Origin of the sequence: Pseudaminobacter soli (ex Zhang et al. 2022), assembly GCF_014595955.1 — a bacterium.
GTDB classification, from domain to species: Bacteria; Pseudomonadota; Alphaproteobacteria; order Rhizobiales; family Rhizobiaceae; genus Kumtagia; species Kumtagia pseudosoli.
Window position 1 is genome coordinate 250,109 of sequence record NZ_JABVCF010000006.1, and the last position, 16,912, is coordinate 267,020.

Here is a 16,912-nt window from a genome sequence, read left to right on the forward strand (position 1 = left end):
GTTTGAAATTTCTGGCGAACCCCGTAAGTTTCCGTGGGCCCGCGCGGCTCTCTTACTGGTGAATCTGAAACAAGCCACACGCTTGAACTTCGGCCATCCTGGGCACGAAATCAGGCTTCTCTAGAACGGACAGCGGATGACCTGTTCATCGGGATCGCAATGACGAAGAAACGGGTCGCGCTCTACACTTTCGGCATATTTCGTGCACCCGCCACCGATGCGGCGAACCAGGGTTTTCACGATCGCAACGACCGCAACCTCCTCGCCGTTGAGCGGAGCGAAGGGTTCATCGCTCGATCAGGCTACGATGAAGAGCCTGGACCGGAAAGCTGGGGCAAGCAGGTCTTCCCACGTTTCTATGTCGAACGCGGGGACGGCTGGTCTCCTTCGACGCTGTCTTTGTGGAAGAATTTGGAATCGCCGATGGCATTCGCCTATGCAGGAATTCATGCCGAGGCGTTGAGGCATGGGCGTGAGTGGTTCACGAAACCCGTTTGGCCGCCTTATGTCCTTTGGTGGGTCGGGAGCGATCATGTTCCCACTTGGGTCGAGGCAGTGGCCAGACATGAGCATCTGCATGATCTCAATCCCAGCCCTTCCGCTTTCGATTTCAAGACGCCCTTCGACGAACACGGCCGTCCCACGACAGTTGACCGGGATGCGGTCAAAGGAAACATACGGCTCAACGAGGAGCGACAGAGGCAGGCGACCTGATCCATTCCACTCAGGCTGGAACGCCTCCCCGGCTGGCCCAGGCCGTCGCTGCGAAGGAGCGCGGGCCGTCAGGGCGGCCGCCTTCATAGGCGGTCCGTACAGCAGCTTCCGCCTGCGGGCGTTCCTCCGGCGCCAGCGAGGCGATGAATTTTCCCGGCGGTCCCTCACCCGCGGCGATCGGCGCCCAGTAGTCGTCGAACGAGCCGAAATCCATCCGGATCGTAAGCTCCGCCTCCTCGACCTCGAGCAGCCCGCCGTCGATGAAGGCCTGCCTCAGTTCGCCCGGCCGCATCATCTGCTGAGCGAAATAGCGGGCGCGAGCTTGGCGGGCATTCTCGCTGTTGACGGCCAGCGTATCCCACAGCATCCGGAAGCTCGGCAGCCCGCCATAGTGGTCCCACACAGCCGCTGTCACGACCCCGCCCGGGCGCACGACGCGGCGCATCTCCGAAATGGCCTTCGCAGTCTCCGGGACGAAATGAAGGACCAACTGCGAGAAGGCCCGATCGAAATGTTTGTCCTCGAACGGAAGCGCACAGGCGTCGGCTTCCTGAATGGTGATGCGCGGATCCGAGTTGCGCCGCTGCGCCTCCTGCACGAATACGGTCTCAACGTCGATCGCGGCCACCTCGCGGACGTTCGCGGCCTTCGGCAGAGCGAAGGTGAGGCTCCCCGTCCCGCAGCCGACATCAATGATCCGCTCGCCGTCGGACAGCCCGCCGAACTCGATGAGCAGCGGCGCGAGGCGCTTGCTCCAGCGTCCCATCAGTTGCTCGTAGCCTGCGACATGATTCACATTGAAACTGGACGTCATGGGCGACCCTCCCGACCAGCACCAAGGAAGCGTTAAATTATTGCCTGCCGATCGACTTGCCAAGCCATGGCACCGCTCAGGCCTCGCCGCGAGTGGCAAGCAACTGCAGTGTCTTCTCGTCCGGCTTACCTGTGAAGAACACCACCAGACCCTCCGCGAATACATAGCCCGGCGCGACCTGGTCGAAGAGCGTCAGGCAGGAGCGGAATTTGAAGTCGTCCGGGCTGCCGAAGATCTCATGCGCGCTGCGGTCGCGATGCTGAAGCACCGCACGTACCGTCTGCCGGAGGCGAGCGCCAAGCACCGGATGATCGAGGTAGGCCCGCGCTTCGGCCAGCGAGCCGATCGCGTAGCGCTGCGACATCGCGCTGAAGCCGAGGCCGGCGAATTGAGGGAAGATGAACCACATCCAGTGGCTGCGTTTGCGCCCGGCAACTAGCTCGGCAAGCGCGGTCTCGTACACCCCCCCTTGAGCCTCCACGAACCGCCTGAGATCGAAAGGATCGTCATTCATTGGAAAAAAATCCGGGGCGCCGCGTTCGCCGCGGCGAAGTCCAAAGCCTAGCATCGTCCGATTATCGCGCAAGGCGAACCCGCTCCCTGCAATCGTCTGCAGCCGTTCAACCTTTGTGGCGGTTGCGCGTTGGGCTGGATCGAACAGGAGGCCATCCCATGCAGAACGATGTGAAGGCGGAAGGCGAAGCCAAAAAACAGCGCGAAATCCAGAAGCAGGTCGACAGCACCGACCAGAAGAAGGGCGAAGGCGGCGAACAGGGTGCCATGCAGGCCGGCGCGAGGGAATATCCCGAGCCGCCCTTTCCGGAACAGCACCACCCCAAGCCTGGTGAGGAGTGGAAGATTGACCCGCCGCCGATGTACGACGCTCCCTATTACATCGGATCGAAGAAGCTCGACGGGAAGGTGGCCCTCATCACCGGCGGCGATTCAGGGATCGGCCGTGCCGTCGCCGTGCTGTTCGCCCGCGAAGGCGCCGACATAGCGATCTCATACCTTTCCGAGCACAAGGACGCAGAGGAGACCAAGCGGGCGGTCGAGGCGGAGGGCAGGAAATGCATCCTCTTCCCCGGTAATGTCGCCGACGCAGATTATTGCCGTTCGGTAGTGTCCGAGACCGTAAAGCGGCTGGGCGGCCTCGACGTGCTGGTGAACAATGCTGCCTTCCAGATCCACTCATCCGACTTCGAGGACCTCACCGAGGAGCACTTCGACACCACGATCAAGACCAATCTCTATGGCTATTTCCATATGGCCAAGGAGGCCGTGCCCCAGATGAAGCCGGGCTCCGCGATCATCAACACCGGCTCGGTGACCGGGATCGAGGGCAGCAAGGAACTGATCGACTACTCCATGACCAAAGGAGGCATACACGCCTTCACGCGCGCTCTTTCCGGTAATCTCGTCTCCAAGGGCATCCGCGTGAATTGCGTCGCGCCCGGTCCGGTGTGGACACCGCTGAACCCGTCGGAGAAGGAGGCGGAAGACGTCGCGCAGTTCGGCGCGAAGACCCCGATGAAGCGTCCCGCCCAGCCGGAGGAGATCGCCCCGGCTTACGTTTTCCTGGCCTCGCCGCAGTGTTCGAGCTACATCACCGGCGAGATCCTGCCGATCGTCGGCGGGTACTGACGAGCGGCGGGGCAGAGCCGATTCACCGCTCCGCCGCTATCCGGCTATCAGGTTCTGGCGAACGCGCGCATGTGGAACGCCTGCATGTCGGCTGGATAGCGATAGTCGGCCCCATGCGGGCAGGCGTTGCGGTCGAGGCAGCCGCCCGTCATGCAGTCCCCTCCTGCGCTGGACCTGACGTGGGCAAGGCATCCCTGGTAATCAAACCCTGCTGCCGAGTGGGCCCGGACCGGACATGCCTTAAGGCAAGGTTTGTCCGGACAGTCGTCGCACAGATGGACCGGCGCGCTCGCCTCCGCAAGCTCAAGGACGACATCGAACAGCAGGGCTCCGCGATAGGCGTGCCACAGCCCGTATTGCGGATGCATGAGGATGCCAACCGGCGAAGGCTTCAATCCTTCCGCGCGGATCGCCCATTGCTGGAAGGGCAGATAGGGCTTGTCCGACGGCGACACAGCGCGCGCGCCGAAGCGGGTTCCGACGGCGCCGATCACCTCGCGGCACCAGGTGTCGAGCGGATTTTCGATATCTTGTCGCTGTCTTGACCGCCACTGGTGGAAATGCGGCCAGTGGGCGGCACCGGCATTGCCGACCAGCAGAACACATCTCGCTGGGTCGTCCAGCATACCGGGCGGCGCGGCGTCTTCACCTGAGAAGTTGAAGCCGCCGCGCAGCGCGAGACCATGAACGGCCAGCGCGGCGTCGATTTCATCGACGCCGGGACTGCCGCTCACGCCCGCAATCATTTCTTGACTGGCGGATCGGAGAAGGCGCTCCGCCAGACTTCCTTGTGGATGATGTTGGCCACTTTAGCCCGGCCTGAAACGGGCTCTTTTCAAGTGAAGGCGTCTGGCATCGAGTTCTTCTTCTTGGTGATGAACTCGTTCAGCGCCTCGTCGATTGCAGGGTCGAGATACGGCGCCTCGTAGTTTTCCAGCCAGCGGCGGGCGAGTTCGTTGGCGCGCTGCGAGGCGCTCTTCTGCCCCTCTGCCTGCCATTGCTCGTAGGAGTTGTTGTCAGCGATGCTGGAACGATAGAAGGCCGTCTGGAAGTTCGCCTGGGTATGGTCGCAGCCCAGGAAATGGCTGCCGGGCCCCACCTGGCGGATGGCGTCCATCGCCTGCCCGTTCTCGGAGAGGTCGACGCCTTCGGAGAGGCGTTGGCTCATGCCGAGTTGGTCGACGTCCATCATGAACTTCTCGTAGCAGGAGGCGAGACCGCCTTCGAGCCAGCCGGCCGCATGCAGCACGAAATTTGTGCCGGCAAGCAGTGTGGAATTGAGCGTGTTGGCGCTCTCATAAGCCGCCTGTGCATCCGGGATCTTGGAGGCGCAGAGCGAGCCGCCGGTGCGGAACGGCAGGCCGAGGCGGCGAGCAAGCTGCGCAGCGCCGTAGGAGACGAGCGACGGCTCCGGCGTGCCGAAGGTCGGCGCACCCGACTGCATCGAGATCGATGAGGCAAAGGTGCCGAAGATGACCGGCGCGCCGGGGCGGATGAGTTGGGTGAAGGAAGCACCGGCCAGCACTTCGGCCAGAACCTGGGTCAACGTCCCGGCCACGGTCACCGGGCTCATCGCGCCGGCAAGAATGAACGGCGTGACGATGCAGGCTTGGTTGTTGCGCGCATAGACCTTGAGCGCCCCGAGCATGGTCTCGTCGAAGACCATCGGCGAGTTGGCGTTGATCAGGCTGGTCAGCACCGTGTTGTTCTGGACGAAGTCGTCGCCGAACACGATCTTGGCCATCGCTACCGTGTCCTCGGCGCGCTCCGGCGCCGTCACCGAGCCCATGAAGGGCTTATCGGAATAGCGGATATGGCTGTAGATCATGTCGAGGTGCCGCTTGTTCACCGGCACGTCGACCGGCTCGCACACCGTGCCGCCCGAATGATGGATCGACGGCGCCATGTAGGCGAGTTTCACGAAATTGCGGAAGTCCTCGATTGTGGCGTAGCGTCGGTTGCCGTCGAGGTCGCGCACGAAGGGCGGACCGTACACCGGTGCGAACACCGTCGCCTTCCCGCCGATCTCGACGGAGCGGGCCGGGTTGCGCGCATGCTGGGTATAGACCGGCGGAGCGGTCTTCAGCAGCGAGCGCGGCAGGCCTTTCGGAAAGCGCACGCGCTCTCCCTTGACGTCCGCGCCAGCCTGCTTCCACAGTTCTAGCGCCTCGGCGTCATCGCGGAACTCGATACCAACCTCCTGGAGCACCGTGTCGGCATTGGCCTCGATGAGGGCGAGCCCCTCCTCGTTCAGCACCTCGTAGAGCGGAATGTTGCGCTTGATGTAGGTGAGTTGGGTGCCCGGGCCGCCGCCGGTGCGCGCCGCACGCCTTGCCGCCGCGCCGCCGCGATCGCCGCGCCCTCGCCTGCCGCTGCCTTCCTGATCCGCAGTCAGGTTCTCGCTCATGGTCAGATTTCCCTGAAATAGTTGTCCCGCCGCGGCCAGCGCGACAAGATGGCCGGATCGTAATCGAGCATCGCTTTCGAAACGGCCCGGGAGCGCCAAGCCCTGTCGCAAAATAGACAAGCGTGTCGCCTTACGTGCAACCACATCTCAATAAAGAAACTTGCGATGAATTTTCGGTTTGCCGTCGGTTTCGGGCCGATCCGTTCGTCCTATCATCGACGAGGCCGGACTTAGGCTCAACACAGGAGAAGGCAATGCGCGTGATGATACTGGTAAAGGCAACAGTTGACAGCGAAGCGGGCACCATGCCCACGACCGATATGTTTGAGGCCATGGGCAAGTACAACGAGGAGTTGATCAATGCCGGCATATTGCTGGCAGGCGAAGGCCTGCACCCTTCATCCAAAGGAAAGCGGGTTGCCTTCGACGGGTCGAACCGTACTGTGATCGACGGGCCCTTCGCCAATACGTCGGAGCTTGTCGCTGGTTTCTGGCTCTGGCAGGTCAAGGACATGGCCGAGGCCGTGGAGTGGGTGAAGCGCTGCCCCAACCCCATGCCGGGGCCGAGCGAGATCGAGATTCGGCCGGTCTTCGAGGCGGCCGATTTCGGCGAGGCGCTGACGCCCGAACTGGCCGCGCAGGAAGACAGGATGCGCGAGAGGCTCGCCGATCGCTGAGCCGCCGGCTCATTGGCTCAATCACGGCGCAAGCAGTCGACGGTGCTTGCGCCTCAGCACTACGGGTGCCAATGCGACGGTCGCTTTCCTTTTGCGGGGCGTCGCAAATCAGCTAAGGCTTCCCCGTCCCTGCAGGATAGATATCAGCGTCCCGGAACGCCGGCACTAAACCCCGCGCATTGATGGAATTTGAGACGATGGCCGACGACGAGATCATCCTGTCCGAACTCTCCGACGAAGAACTCGTGCAGCAGATGCACGACGACCTCTATGACGGTCTGAAGGAAGAGATCGAGGAAGGCACCAACATCCTGCTGGAGCGCGGCTGGGTGCCCTACAATGTGCTGACCGAGGCGCTGGTCGAAGGCATGCGCATCGTCGGCGAGGACTTTCGCGACGGCATCCTGTTCGTTCCGGAAGTGCTTCTTTCGGCGAACGCGATGAAGGCCGGCATGGCGATCCTGCGCCCGCTGCTGGCCGCCACCGGCGCGCCGAAGCAGGGCAAGATGGTGATCGGCACCGTCAAGGGCGACATCCACGACATCGGCAAGAACCTCGTCGGCATGATGATGGAAGGCGCCGGTTTCGACGTGATCGACCTCGGCATCAACAATCCGGTCGAGAAGTATCTCGACGCCATCGAGGAACATCAGCCGGACATCGTCGGCATGTCGGCGCTGCTCACCACCACCATGCCCTACATGAAGGTCGTGATCGACACGATGAAGGAGAAGGGCATCCGCGACGACTACATCGTGCTGGTCGGCGGCGCGCCGCTGAACGAGGAGTTCGGCAAGGCTGTCGGCGCCGACGCCTACTGCCGCGACGCGGCGGTGGCGGTGGAGACCGCGAAGGAACTGGTCAAGCGCCGGCACAACAGCCGGGCAGCCTGACACCTCGAAGAAACGAAGAAGCCCCGGGTGACCGGGGCTTCGGCATTTGGGGGACTTGGATCAGGTCCTATTGAACCGTCTCTGCGACCGCGCTGACGGTGCCTTTGATATCCTTGCCTGCCCCGCGAACGGTGTTCGCACAGGCCGAAACGGCCAGCGCGCATGCCAGCAGAACGGCAAGCGATGCGATGCGGGTCGATGTCATTGGAGCTGATTCCCTCTTCGGCTATGGTGCCAGACGGAATATGGTGCCTGAGGAAAATGGGCAAGTTTCAAAGTAGTTCCGTCAACGATCCGCAAAAGCTGGGTGCGCATTCGGCTGAGCGCGTGCTGGTGATTGCCTGCGGGATGCTCGCGCGGGAAATCCTGGCTGTGAAGGCGCAGGCCGGGCTGGACCACCTCGACCTGACCTGCCTCCCAGCCGAATACCATTTCCGTCCGAACATGATCGCACCCGAGATGGACAAGGCCATCGAGCGCGCCAAGGCCGAAGGCTACCGGCACATCTATGCCGGCTACGCCGACTGCGGCACCGGCGGGATGCTTGACAAGGTGCTGGAGCGGCATGGGGTTGAACGGCTCGCCGGACCGCACTGCTTCTCCCTCTACCAGGGCACCGCAGCCTTCGAGGCGATTGGCGACCGCGACATGCTCGCCTTCTACATGACCGATTTCCTCTGCCGCCAATTCGACAGCTTCTTCATGAAGCCGCTCGGGCTCGACCGGCATCCGGAGCTCATCAAGGATTTCTTCGGCAACTACGAGAGGCTGGTCTACCTGGCGCAGACCAACGATCCTGAGTTGGACAAGGTCGCCGAGGACGCGGCGAAACTGCTCGGCCTTCAGTATGAGCGGCGCTACACCGGCTATGGCGACCTGGAGACCAGCCTACGGGCGCTCTAGCTCGACCGAATCCTTGCCCAGCAGCACCTCATCGGGGTGCATCTCGGAAAGAATCCAGAGCCTCATTTCGTTACTGTTGTTGGTGATGAGAAGGAGGCGTCGAGATGAGCGGAATTCGATCTTGCGCAGGCGCGTTGCTGATATCGCCTGTCCTTGTCACGACCGCGTGGGCAGCCGATGAGCCCGCCACGGTGAAAGTGGCTCTACTCGATATGTCGAGCGCCATGCCGACAGAAAACATGGCGTCAATTCGAACGGACAAGCCGACCGCGAAGGCAGGGCCGGTGACATTTGACGTCACCAACTGGTCGAAGAGCGTGCATGAAATGGTAATTGTCTCCGTCGACCGCCCGAACTCGCCGCTGCCCTATGACAATGCACGTGCGAGAGTGCCGGAAGAGCAGATTAAGGTTCTTGGCGAAGCCGAGGACATTCAACCAAGCGGCTCGAAAACGCTGGAAGTCAGCCTGCCGCAGGGCTCCTACCTGCTGATCTGCAATCGGCCAGGCCACTATGCGGCCGGCATGGTCACGCCGTTCAGCGTCACGCCCTAGTCGTGCGCCGCCAGGCATTCGCTCCAGCCTCGGCCACTCGAACAACGCGCCCTCACCAACGCTTAACCCCGCCGTGATCAGAATGGCATCCTTCCGTGCGAACTTGCGGAAGGCGGCGGGGCGGCATGATTGCTGAGACGGGCAGTTTCGGTACAGAACAGCCTGGAGGCAGCGCCTCCCGGCGCGGCCCAGAGGCGCTAATAGTCATCGTGACCGAGGGCGGCCCGCATATCTGGGGTATCGTCAACGCCATTGCCGCCCGATTCGGGCGGCCCACCGTTATCCTTGAAAATCCCGAGTCGAAGTCGGTGATCCTGAGAAGGCGCGCCCGTCGCCTGGGCTGGATCTCGACCGCAGGACAACTCGGCACGATGGTGATCATCCGAGGCGCCAAGGTTCTGATGACACGGCGGCTCGCAGAACTCGCCCAGAATGACGGTTTCGACACTAGCCCTCCCCCGGCGGACACGATCATAAAGGTACCTTCGGCAAATAGCCCAGAGTTCGTGAAAGCCATCCGGCGCATCAACCCGGATGTTGTGCTGCTTGCCGGCTGCCGCCTGCTCAAGCCCGAAACGCTTGCCGCGATCCCGTGCCCGGTCCTCAACTACCATGCCGGGATCACGCCGAAGTACCGGGGCATGAACGGCGGCTACTGGGCGCTCGCCACCGGTGACGCGGCGAATTTCGGCACGACGGTGCACCTCGTGGATGCGGGCGTGGACACCGGCGCGGTACTCCATCAGGTGCAGGGCCGGCCAGCAAAAGGCGACACGATCGCCACTTATGCGCTGACGATGGCGGCTCTTTCCCGCGACATCTGCATCCGGGCGATCGAGGACGCGATTTCCTACAAGCTTTCACCATTCGAGCCGGCGCTCACCTCCCGTCAGTGGTATCATCCGACCCTCTGGTCCTACCTTTGGACGGGCCTCACGCGCCGGGTCTGGTAATCCCCGCATCTTTGCTGTTTGCGACGGCTCGACGCGTCGCTTTTGAAGGCCCGGGCGTCGTGCCATGAGAAGCGGCGTTTCCGGCGTTGCGGCAATGCTCGCCGCGACAAATCAGCGAGTTTCCAAATGGCCGACCTCATCGTGGTCTACTGGCGCGACATCCCCGCCCAGGTCATCGTCAAGAAGGGCCGGCAGAGCGCCAAGCGCGAGCTGCCGTTGCGCTTCACCGAAGCCATCGACATGGCAGCCATGCGCTCCGGCGCGGCCGAGACCGACGCCTATCTGCAGGAATGGCGGAAGGCCGACCCGGTGCCGGTGAGCGACGACCTCGAAGCCGAGGCGGAGAAGGCCGCGACTGAACTCGACGCCGCCTATGACCGTGAGCGTCTGGTTGCTCTGGCCAAGTCGGGAGGCAAGGAAAATGGCTGAGCGGCCGGCATCGACAACGGCGAAGGGCCCGGCCGACGCTCCCGTTGTGCCCGCTCCGGCGGCGACGCCTGGGGTGACCCAGGCAACGATCGTCAAGCGCAGCGCGCCGAAGAGCGACTACAAGCCGGCGGACGTCTCCCCGCAGCGCCGCGTACAGCGAAAGACATACACCGTGCGGCTCTGGGCGGTTCGCAATTCGCGGCTGCTCGAATGGTTCTACGCGCGGTTCGCGGACGTGTTCCTGCTGCTGCATCCGGTTTGGAAGGGCATCGGCTATTCCCGGGTCGAAGCGCCGGTGAAGTTCGTCGAGAAGCGCGTGAAGGGTTTCATGTTCGACTGCCGCATGTGCGGCCAGTGCGTGCTGTCCTCCACCGGCATGTCGTGCCCGATGAACTGCCCTAAGCAGCTGCGCAACGGCCCCTGCGGCGGCGTTCGTGCCAATGGCAACTGCGAGGTCGAGCCAGACATGCCCTGCGTGTGGGTGAAGGCCTGGGAAGGCTCCCGCAACATGGCCAAGGGCGACGCCATCCTGAACATCCAGAAGCCGGTCGACCAGTCGCTGCGCGAGACCTCGGCCTGGCTGCGCGTTACCGCGCAGGCCGCCGCGGAGCGCGAACAGTCCAAGGCTGGAGCCAACGCATGATGCCCGCCCGTCCCATCCAGCGCGACGAGAATCCGGCAGGCGTCCACCTGCCGCTCGACCCCCTGCCCGGCCACACCTCCCGCGGCCGCCTCGAGCGCGTGCTGCGGCGCGGCGAGTTCGCGGTTACGGCTGAGCTCAACCCGCCCGACAGCGCCGATCCGGAAGACGTCTACAACCGCGCCAAGATTTTTGACGGCTGGATCGACGGCATCAACGCGGTGGACGCCTCCGGCGCCAACTGCCACATGTCTTCGGTCGGAATCTGCGCCCTGCTCACCCGCATGGGCTATGCGCCGATCATGCAGATCGCCTGCCGCGACAAGAACCGCATCGCCATCCAGGGCGACGTGCTCGGAGCGGCGGCGATGGGCGTCGCCAACATCCTCTGCCTCACCGGCGACGGCGTGCAGGCCGGCGACCAGCCCGGCGCAAAGCCGGTGTTCGATCTCGACTCGACCTCGCTGCTCGAGACGATCCGCATCATGCGCGACAACGGAAAATTCCTGTCGGGCCGCAAGCTGACGACGCCGCCGCAGGTTTTCCTGGGCGCCGCCGTCAACCCCTTCGCCCCGCCCTATGATTTCCGCCCCATCCACCTTGGCAAGAAAATCGCCGCCGGCGCCCAGTTCGTGCAGACCCAGTACTGCTTCGACGTGCCGATGTTCCGCGGCTTCATGGAACGGGCGCGCGACCTCGGCTTCACCGAAAAGGTGTTCATCCTGTGCGGTGTCGGCCCGCTCGCCTCGGCCAAGACGGCCAAGTGGATCCGCTCCAACGTCCCAGGCATCCACATCCCCGACGCCGTAATCAAGCGGCTTGAGGGCGCGCAGGACCAGAAGGCGGAAGGCAAGCGCCTCTGCATCGACATCATCAACGAGGTAAAGGAGATCCCCGGCGTCGCGGGCGTCCATGTGATGGCCTACCGCCAGGAGGAATACGTCGCGGAGATCGTCGACGAGTCCGGCGTTTTGAAGGGACGCCGGCCGTGGAAACACGAGCCGCGTCCCGATGACCACCTCGTCGCGGATCGTCTCGGCCATATCCTGAACGACGACGTGACAGAAACCCAAACCGACATGGTGAAGTCGGCGCACTGACGCGCTCGGCTTGAACCGTAACGAATAACGATATAAAGAAGTCTTTATATCACGAGGAGAGATTAATGACCCGCACTATCGTCGCATCCGCGACCCGGGAAATCGTCATCGGCTTCGACCAGCCCTTCTGCGTGATCGGCGAACGCATCAACCCGACCGGCCGCAAGAAACTCGCGGCCGAGATGGCCGCCGGAAATTTCGACACGGTGGTGAAGGACGCGCTCGAGCAGGCCGCCGCGGGCGCGACCATGCTGGACGTCAATGCCGGCGTGACCACCGTGGACCCGAACGCCACCGAGCCGGGCCTGCTGGTGAAGACGCTGGAGATCGTCCAGAACACCGTCGACCTGCCGCTTTCGATCGACTCCTCCGTCACCGCAGCGATCGAGGCCGGGCTGAAGGTCGCCAAGGGCCGTCCGCTCGTGAATTCGGTTACCGGCGAGGAGGAGAAGCTCGAAGCCATCCTGCCTCTGATCAAGAAGTACAACGTTCCGGTGGTCGCGATCTCCAATGACGAGACCGGCATCTCGATGGATCCGGACGTGCGCTTCGCGGTCGCCAAGAAGATCGTCGAGCGCGCCGCCGACCATGGCATCCCGGCCCACGACATCGTCGTCGACCCGCTGGTGATGCCGATCGGCGCGCTGGGCTCGGCCGGCCAGCAGGTGTTCGCGCTGCTGCGCCGCCTGCGCGAGGAGCTCAAGGTCAACACCACCTGCGGCCTTTCCAACATCTCCTTCGGCCTGCCGCACCGCCACGGCATCAACGGCGCCTTCATTCCGATGGTGATCGGCGCCGGCATGACCTCGGCGATCATGAATCCCTGCCGTCCGCAGGAGATGGAGGCCGTGCGCGGCGCCAACGTGCTCAACGGCACCGACAAGGACTGCATGACCTGGATCAAGACCTACAAGGACTACAAGCCGGGCGAGCACGCCGCGCCTGCGCCGGTTCAAGTCAACGCTCCCGGTGAAGCTGCTGCCGGCGGCCGCCGCCGCGGCGGTCGCGACGCGCGCCGGTCTGCTCAGGGCTGACGCCCCTCCAGGAGGGCCACGTGGCCGAAACGATATGAATGCGCCAGTAAATCAAACCGATCCCCTCATCCTGTTCATGCCGTCGGGTAAGCGTGGACACTTCCCGGTCGGTACGCCGGTGCTCGACGCGGCCCGACAGCTTGGTGTCTATGTGGAATCGGTGTGTGGCGGTCGCGCCACCTGCGGCCGCTGCCAGATCGAGGTGCAGGAAGGCAATTTCGCCAAGCACAAGATCGTCTCCTCCAACGACCACATCTCGCCGAGGGGCCCGAAGGAGGAGCGCTACGACCGCGTGCGCGGCCTGCCCGAGCATCGCCGTCTCTCATGCTCGGCAACAATCCAGGGCGACCTCGTCATCGACGTCCCGCAGGACACGGTGGTCAACGCGCAGGTAGTGCGCAAGGCGGCCGTCGACCGCCACATCGAGCGCAACCCCGCCATCCAACTCTGCTATGTCGAGGTCGATGAGCCCGACATGCACAAGCCACTGGGCGACCTCGACCGGCTCAAGGTCGCGCTGGAAAAGGAGTGGGGCTGGAAGAACCTCCTAATCGCTCCCCATCTCATCCCGCAGATCCAGAAGATCCTGCGCACGAAACTGCCCGACCAGCCGGAGGTGACCGAGGGCAAATGGGGTGTGACCGCCGCGGTCCATCGCGACACGGATTCGTCGCGGCCCTTCATCACCGCTGTCTATCCCGGCCTCAAGAACGAAGCCTACGGCATCGCCTGCGATATCGGCTCGACCACCATCGCCATGCATCTGGTGTCGCTGCTGTCGGGCCGCATCGTCGCTTCCTCGGGCGCGCCCAATCCGCAGATTCGCTTCGGCGAAGACCTGATGAGCCGCGTTTCCTACGTGATGATGAACCCCGACGGCCGCGAGGCGATGACCAAGGCCGTCCGCGAGGCGGTCAACAATCTGATCGGCAAGGTGTGCGATCAAGGCGGCGTCGACCGCCATGACATCCTCGACTCCGTGTTTGTCGCCAATCCCATCATGCACCATCTGTTCCTCGGCATCGATCCGACGGAACTGGGCCAGGCGCCGTTCGCACTCGCTGCGTCAGGTGCCCTGCAATATTGGGCGCATGAGATCGACATCGACATCAACGGCGGCGGGCGCCTCTACACGCTTCCCTGCATCGCCGGCCATGTCGGCGCCGATGCGGCTGGAGCCGCCCTTTCGGAAGGACCGTACCGGCAAGACAAGATGATGTTGCTGGTCGATGTCGGCACCAATGCCGAGATCATCCTGGGTAATCGCACGCGCGTCGTTGCCGCCTCCTCCCCTACCGGCCCGGCCTTCGAGGGCGCCGAGATCTCCGGCGGCCAGCGCGCCGCGCCCGGTGCCATCGAGCGCGTGCGCATCGACCCCGAGACGCTGGAGCCGAAATTCCGCGTCATCGGTGTCGACAAATGGTCCGACGAGGAGGGTTTTGAGGAAGCTGCGGGCGAGGTCGGCGTTACCGGCATATGCGGTTCGGCCATCATCGAGGTGGTGGCGGAAATGTATCTCACCGGCATCATCTCGGAGGATGGCGTGGTCGACGGCACCCTCGCCGCCCGCTCTCCGCGCATCTTCCAGCACGGCCGTACCTTCTCATACCTCCTGCGCGATGGCGAGCCGCGACTGGTCATCACGCAAAGGGACGTGCGCGCCATCCAGCTCGCCAAGGCAGCCCTTTATGCCGGCGTGAAGCTTCTAATGGAAAAGCAGGGGGTCGATCATGTCGACATGATCCGCTTCGCGGGCGCCTTCGGGACCTTCATCGACCCGAAATACGCCATGGTTCTTGGCCTCATCCCCGATTGCGACCTCGCCGAAGTCAAGGCGGTCGGCAACGCCTCGGGCACCGGTGCACTCATGGCGCTGCTCAACCGCGGTCATCGACGCGAGATCGAGGACGAGGTCCATCGCATCGAAAAGATTGAGACCGCGCTGGAGCCGCATTTCCAGCAGATCTTCATCGATGCGATGGCGCTGCCTAACAAGGTGGACCCGTTCCCTCGCCTCGCCGAGCAGGTCAAGTTGCCGCCGCGCAAGGTGCTGGAGGAAAGCGCCTCCGATGGACCACCACGGCGACGCTCGCGCGACGAGCGGGCTGCCAGACGGCCACGATAGCAGAGAACAGACGGGCGCCTCGGCGCCCGTCTTGCTTTGGGGCCCGCTCCAATTCATTTGTATACGAATGTTTCAGGCGGGGCTTCCGCTGTTACATTCCGGGGAGTTTCGGCGAAATCACGCCGAAACACTGAAGCCCGATATCTCCTATGGGCGGACGGATTTCCGGAATGGGTCCGGAACCGGAACTCGCAAGAGGAGATGAACATGTCGATACTCAACGATATCGGCCGGCTCGGCGCCTCTCTCCGGAAGGCGCGACGCAACCAGTTGGCGGTCCGGGAGATGAACGCCCTGCCGCCTGAACTTCAGAAGGACATCGGCTGGCCGGCGGATCCGGGCGCCAAGTCGGTCTCGACTATCCGGTCAGCATACTGGATGTCGCTGCGCTAGGAGAGATACTACGTGCAGAAGGGGTGCCGGTCAGAACCGACCGGTCTCCTTAAAATTCTCGAACGTCGCGCGGATATGGTCGGCCACTGCCTTCACCGGTGCGCTGGCATCGGGAGCGACTATCATGCCGAGGCTGTAGCTGCCGATCTCCGGCATGCCGTCCTTCGGACCAAGCTCGACCATATCATTGCCGAGAAACGACTTCGGCAGCGGCGCCACCGCCAGATCGGCGAGGATCGCGGCGCGCTGGCCGGCCGTATGGGCGCTCATATAGGCGACGCGGTAATTGCGGCCTTCGCGGCCGAGCGCCTCGAGCGCGCCGGCGCGCCAGGCGCAGCCCTCTTCCCAGAGCGAGACGGGCAGCGGCTCGCGAAGATGCGCGCAGCCTCCCTTGGCCCCCGCCCAGACGATCGGCTCGGTCAGCAGCACCTCGCCACCCATGGCGCTGGTCCTGGCGGAGTGGGTGAGCAGCGTAAGGTCCAGCGCGCGATCGTCCATGCGCCGGCGCAGGTTGACACTCTGATCGATGGTCACGTCGACCGCGATCGAGGGATGCGACTGGGCGAAGCGTTTCAGCACATGCGGCAGCACGCGCTCGCCATAGTCGTCCGGCGAGCCAAGCCGCACCACGCCCACGATATCGGGAACGATGAACTTCGAGACCACCTCGCGGTTGATTGCGAGCAGGCGACGCGCGTAGCCGAGCAGCATCTCGCCGTCGGTAGTGAGCGTCACCGAGCGCGCGTCACGGGTGAACACCGAGCGGCCGAGAATATCCTCGAGCTTCTTGATCTGCATCGAAACGGCAGAGGGCGTGCGGAACACCGCATTTGCCGCGACCGTGAAACTTCCCGTCTCGGAGATCGCGACGAAGGTGCGGAGCACGTCGAGATCGAGCAAAGGCAGCGGATGATTGAGAGGTGCGTTCATGGCTCACCTATTCAATAAAACTAATCGCAGACATCATTCCATTTCGTTTGATTGAACATGATGACTGCCCCATAGTCAAGCTGTCGGAAGCGGCGATCTTGTCATCCTGACAATCCCGCCCGGGAATTTAGGAAAAGTAGACTGCAGCGGATCGCGTTGCCGGAAAGACCGGCGCGTGTCGACGGCCGGCTCTTGCCCAGGCCGGCTAACTGAAAGGAGAAAGAAATGTCTATCTTCTCTGCAATCAGCCGATTGGCCGCCGAGTACAGCGAGGCGCGCGTCCGCTACTTGACCGAACGCCAGGTTCGGGCCCTTCCCGCCGAAATCCAGAAGGATATCGGCTGGCCGGATGTCTACGAGCGTCCCCGTGCTCGCTACGCCCGCCCGTCAGACGGGATACCACGCCATTGAGGACCAACAGCAACGATTGACCCGCCACCACATAAGTGACGGCGGGTCTTTTGCTCGATTTGTCGCTATGCACTGCAGGCATGACGCATATGACAAAGCCGCATATCGGCTAGCATACGCCATAAAACCTTGATAACTCTGGATACTTTCTCCATTGTCGGGTTTACGGCATGTCGCAATCGACGTAATCCGCTTCGCTTTCTCTGCTGCATTGCAGCAAAGGAATGACTACATAGGCTGTGTCAACCGAGATGCCCCACTCCTGAATGATCTGCGAAGGCACCCCGTGTG

General features: G+C 63.2%; 20 protein-coding genes. 14 read left to right on the forward strand and 6 right to left on the reverse strand.

The features are described 5' to 3' along the window. The first annotated feature begins 33 nt into the window (after positions 1-33). Complete coding sequence (locus HUI96_RS13280; RefSeq protein ID WP_337918308.1) at positions 34-714, forward strand: DUF3291 domain-containing protein; 681 nt, start codon at positions 34-36, stop codon at positions 712-714. Between the two features lie 10 nt (positions 715-724). Here HUI96_RS13280 and HUI96_RS13285 read toward each other — a convergent pair whose 3' ends face one another. Together HUI96_RS13285 and HUI96_RS13290 are read right to left on the reverse strand one after the other, a co-directional pair. Next, entirely contained in the window at positions 725-1,528 is an 804-nt protein-coding gene (locus tag HUI96_RS13285) for a class I SAM-dependent methyltransferase (RefSeq protein ID WP_188255135.1), read from the reverse strand. 76 nt (positions 1,529-1,604) lie between these two features. Then, entirely contained in the window at positions 1,605-2,042 is a 438-nt protein-coding gene (locus HUI96_RS13290) for a DUF1810 domain-containing protein (protein WP_188255136.1), read from the reverse strand. Positions 2,043-2,200: 158 nt separating this feature from the next. Between HUI96_RS13290 and HUI96_RS13295 the strand changes: the two genes are divergently transcribed. Next, the gene (locus tag HUI96_RS13295) at positions 2,201-3,172 is read left to right on the forward strand and encodes an SDR family oxidoreductase (RefSeq protein WP_188255137.1); all 972 of its coding nucleotides are present in this window, start codon (positions 2,201-2,203) and stop codon (positions 3,170-3,172) included. A 47-nt stretch (positions 3,173-3,219) separates the two neighbouring features. On the opposite strand, the gene HUI96_RS13300 is transcribed toward HUI96_RS13295, so the two are convergent. After that, positions 3,220-3,906 (reverse strand): hypothetical protein, encoded by a 687-nt coding sequence (locus HUI96_RS13300; protein WP_425299216.1) that lies wholly within the window; start codon positions 3,904-3,906, stop codon positions 3,220-3,222. Positions 3,907-4,007: 101 nt separating this feature from the next. Continuing rightward, positions 4,008-5,579: a trimethylamine methyltransferase family protein gene (locus tag HUI96_RS13305; protein ID WP_188255139.1), complete on the reverse strand. Its 1,572-nt coding sequence runs from the start codon at positions 5,577-5,579 to the stop codon at positions 4,008-4,010. 254 nt (positions 5,580-5,833) lie between these two features. Between HUI96_RS13305 and HUI96_RS13310 the strand changes: the two genes are divergently transcribed. Continuing rightward, complete coding sequence (locus tag HUI96_RS13310) at positions 5,834-6,256, forward strand: YciI family protein (protein ID WP_188255140.1); 423 nt, start codon at positions 5,834-5,836, stop codon at positions 6,254-6,256. Between the two features lie 197 nt (positions 6,257-6,453). Beyond that, positions 6,454-7,149, forward strand: a complete 696-nt coding sequence (locus HUI96_RS13315; protein ID WP_188255141.1) for a corrinoid protein — start codon at positions 6,454-6,456, stop codon at positions 7,147-7,149. Positions 7,150-7,216: 67 nt separating this feature from the next. Here the strand turns inward: HUI96_RS13315 and HUI96_RS13320 are convergent, their stop codons facing one another. Continuing rightward, entirely contained in the window at positions 7,217-7,354 is a 138-nt protein-coding gene (locus HUI96_RS13320) for an EncA/B family entericidin (RefSeq protein ID WP_188255142.1), read from the reverse strand. Positions 7,355-7,410: 56 nt separating this feature from the next. Between HUI96_RS13320 and HUI96_RS13325 the strand changes: the two genes are divergently transcribed. From HUI96_RS13325 to HUI96_RS13365, 9 genes are all read left to right on the forward strand, one after another. Continuing rightward, positions 7,411-8,052, forward strand: a complete 642-nt coding sequence (locus HUI96_RS13325; protein WP_188255143.1) for a DUF1638 domain-containing protein — start codon at positions 7,411-7,413, stop codon at positions 8,050-8,052. A gap of 104 nt (positions 8,053-8,156) precedes the next feature. After that, positions 8,157-8,606: a hypothetical protein gene (locus tag HUI96_RS13330; RefSeq protein ID WP_188255144.1), complete on the forward strand. Its 450-nt coding sequence runs from the start codon at positions 8,157-8,159 to the stop codon at positions 8,604-8,606. Positions 8,607-8,731: 125 nt separating this feature from the next. After that, a complete protein-coding gene (locus HUI96_RS13335; RefSeq protein WP_188255145.1) occupies positions 8,732-9,559 on the forward strand; it encodes a formyl transferase in 828 nt (275 codons plus the stop codon). 126 nt (positions 9,560-9,685) lie between these two features. After that, on the forward strand, positions 9,686-9,988 hold the full coding sequence (locus HUI96_RS13340; protein WP_188255146.1) for a virulence factor: 303 nt from the start codon (positions 9,686-9,688) through the stop codon (positions 9,986-9,988). Next, positions 9,981-10,631, forward strand: a complete 651-nt coding sequence (locus tag HUI96_RS13345) for a methylenetetrahydrofolate reductase C-terminal domain-containing protein (protein WP_188255147.1) — start codon at positions 9,981-9,983, stop codon at positions 10,629-10,631. The genes HUI96_RS13340 and HUI96_RS13345 overlap by 8 nt, the downstream gene beginning before the upstream one ends. Next, positions 10,628-11,728, forward strand: a complete 1,101-nt coding sequence (locus HUI96_RS13350; RefSeq protein ID WP_425299217.1) for a methylenetetrahydrofolate reductase — start codon at positions 10,628-10,630, stop codon at positions 11,726-11,728. The genes HUI96_RS13345 and HUI96_RS13350 overlap by 4 nt, the downstream gene beginning before the upstream one ends. Before the next feature lie 65 nt (positions 11,729-11,793). After that, complete coding sequence (locus tag HUI96_RS13355; RefSeq protein ID WP_188255148.1) at positions 11,794-12,762, forward strand: methyltetrahydrofolate cobalamin methyltransferase; 969 nt, start codon at positions 11,794-11,796, stop codon at positions 12,760-12,762. 34 nt (positions 12,763-12,796) lie between these two features. Next, positions 12,797-14,887 carry an ASKHA domain-containing protein gene (locus HUI96_RS13360; RefSeq protein ID WP_188255149.1) on the forward strand — a complete coding sequence of 697 codons (2,091 nt, stop codon included), beginning with the start codon at positions 12,797-12,799 and terminating at the stop codon, positions 14,885-14,887. A gap of 207 nt (positions 14,888-15,094) precedes the next feature. Beyond that, positions 15,095-15,280 carry a hypothetical protein gene (locus HUI96_RS13365; RefSeq protein ID WP_188255150.1) on the forward strand — a complete coding sequence of 62 codons (186 nt, stop codon included), beginning with the start codon at positions 15,095-15,097 and terminating at the stop codon, positions 15,278-15,280. Between the two features lie 30 nt (positions 15,281-15,310). Here the strand turns inward: HUI96_RS13365 and HUI96_RS13370 are convergent, their stop codons facing one another. Continuing rightward, the gene (locus HUI96_RS13370) at positions 15,311-16,210 is read right to left on the reverse strand and encodes a LysR substrate-binding domain-containing protein (RefSeq protein WP_188255151.1); all 900 of its coding nucleotides are present in this window, start codon (positions 16,208-16,210) and stop codon (positions 15,311-15,313) included. Positions 16,211-16,435: 225 nt separating this feature from the next. On the opposite strand from HUI96_RS13370, the gene HUI96_RS13375 reads away from it, so the two are divergent. After that, on the forward strand, positions 16,436-16,621 hold the full coding sequence (locus tag HUI96_RS13375) for a hypothetical protein (RefSeq protein WP_188255152.1): 186 nt from the start codon (positions 16,436-16,438) through the stop codon (positions 16,619-16,621). The last annotated feature ends 291 nt before the right edge of the window (positions 16,622-16,912 follow it).

What these genes read in the sequence shown, in the direction of transcription:
- HUI96_RS13285 (WP_188255135.1), bottom strand. Translation starts at nt 1,528, where the DNA reads ATGACGTCCAGTTTCAATGTGAATCATGTCGCAGGCTACGAGCAACTG.
- HUI96_RS13290 (WP_188255136.1), bottom strand. Translation starts at nt 2,042, where the DNA reads ATGAATGACGATCCTTTCGATCTCAGGCGGTTCGTGGAGGCTCAAGGG.
- HUI96_RS13295 (WP_188255137.1), top strand. Translation starts at nt 2,201, where the DNA reads ATGCAGAACGATGTGAAGGCGGAAGGCGAAGCCAAAAAACAGCGCGAA.
- HUI96_RS13305 (WP_188255139.1), bottom strand. Translation starts at nt 5,579, where the DNA reads ATGAGCGAGAACCTGACTGCGGATCAGGAAGGCAGCGGCAGGCGAGGG.
- HUI96_RS13310 (WP_188255140.1), top strand. Translation starts at nt 5,834, where the DNA reads ATGCGCGTGATGATACTGGTAAAGGCAACAGTTGACAGCGAAGCGGGC.
- HUI96_RS13315 (WP_188255141.1), top strand. Translation starts at nt 6,454, where the DNA reads ATGGCCGACGACGAGATCATCCTGTCCGAACTCTCCGACGAAGAACTC.
- HUI96_RS13320 (WP_188255142.1), bottom strand. Translation starts at nt 7,354, where the DNA reads ATGACATCGACCCGCATCGCATCGCTTGCCGTTCTGCTGGCATGCGCG.
- HUI96_RS13325 (WP_188255143.1), top strand. Translation starts at nt 7,411, where the DNA reads ATGGGCAAGTTTCAAAGTAGTTCCGTCAACGATCCGCAAAAGCTGGGT.
- HUI96_RS13330 (WP_188255144.1), top strand. Translation starts at nt 8,157, where the DNA reads ATGAGCGGAATTCGATCTTGCGCAGGCGCGTTGCTGATATCGCCTGTC.
- HUI96_RS13335 (WP_188255145.1), top strand. Translation starts at nt 8,732, where the DNA reads ATGATTGCTGAGACGGGCAGTTTCGGTACAGAACAGCCTGGAGGCAGC.
- HUI96_RS13340 (WP_188255146.1), top strand. Translation starts at nt 9,686, where the DNA reads ATGGCCGACCTCATCGTGGTCTACTGGCGCGACATCCCCGCCCAGGTC.
- HUI96_RS13345 (WP_188255147.1), top strand. Translation starts at nt 9,981, where the DNA reads ATGGCTGAGCGGCCGGCATCGACAACGGCGAAGGGCCCGGCCGACGCT.
- HUI96_RS13350 (WP_425299217.1), top strand. Translation starts at nt 10,628, where the DNA reads ATGATGCCCGCCCGTCCCATCCAGCGCGACGAGAATCCGGCAGGCGTC.
- HUI96_RS13355 (WP_188255148.1), top strand. Translation starts at nt 11,794, where the DNA reads ATGACCCGCACTATCGTCGCATCCGCGACCCGGGAAATCGTCATCGGC.
- HUI96_RS13360 (WP_188255149.1), top strand. Translation starts at nt 12,797, where the DNA reads ATGAATGCGCCAGTAAATCAAACCGATCCCCTCATCCTGTTCATGCCG.
- HUI96_RS13365 (WP_188255150.1), top strand. Translation starts at nt 15,095, where the DNA reads ATGTCGATACTCAACGATATCGGCCGGCTCGGCGCCTCTCTCCGGAAG.
- HUI96_RS13370 (WP_188255151.1), bottom strand. Translation starts at nt 16,210, where the DNA reads ATGAACGCACCTCTCAATCATCCGCTGCCTTTGCTCGATCTCGACGTG.
- HUI96_RS13375 (WP_188255152.1), top strand. Translation starts at nt 16,436, where the DNA reads ATGTCTATCTTCTCTGCAATCAGCCGATTGGCCGCCGAGTACAGCGAG.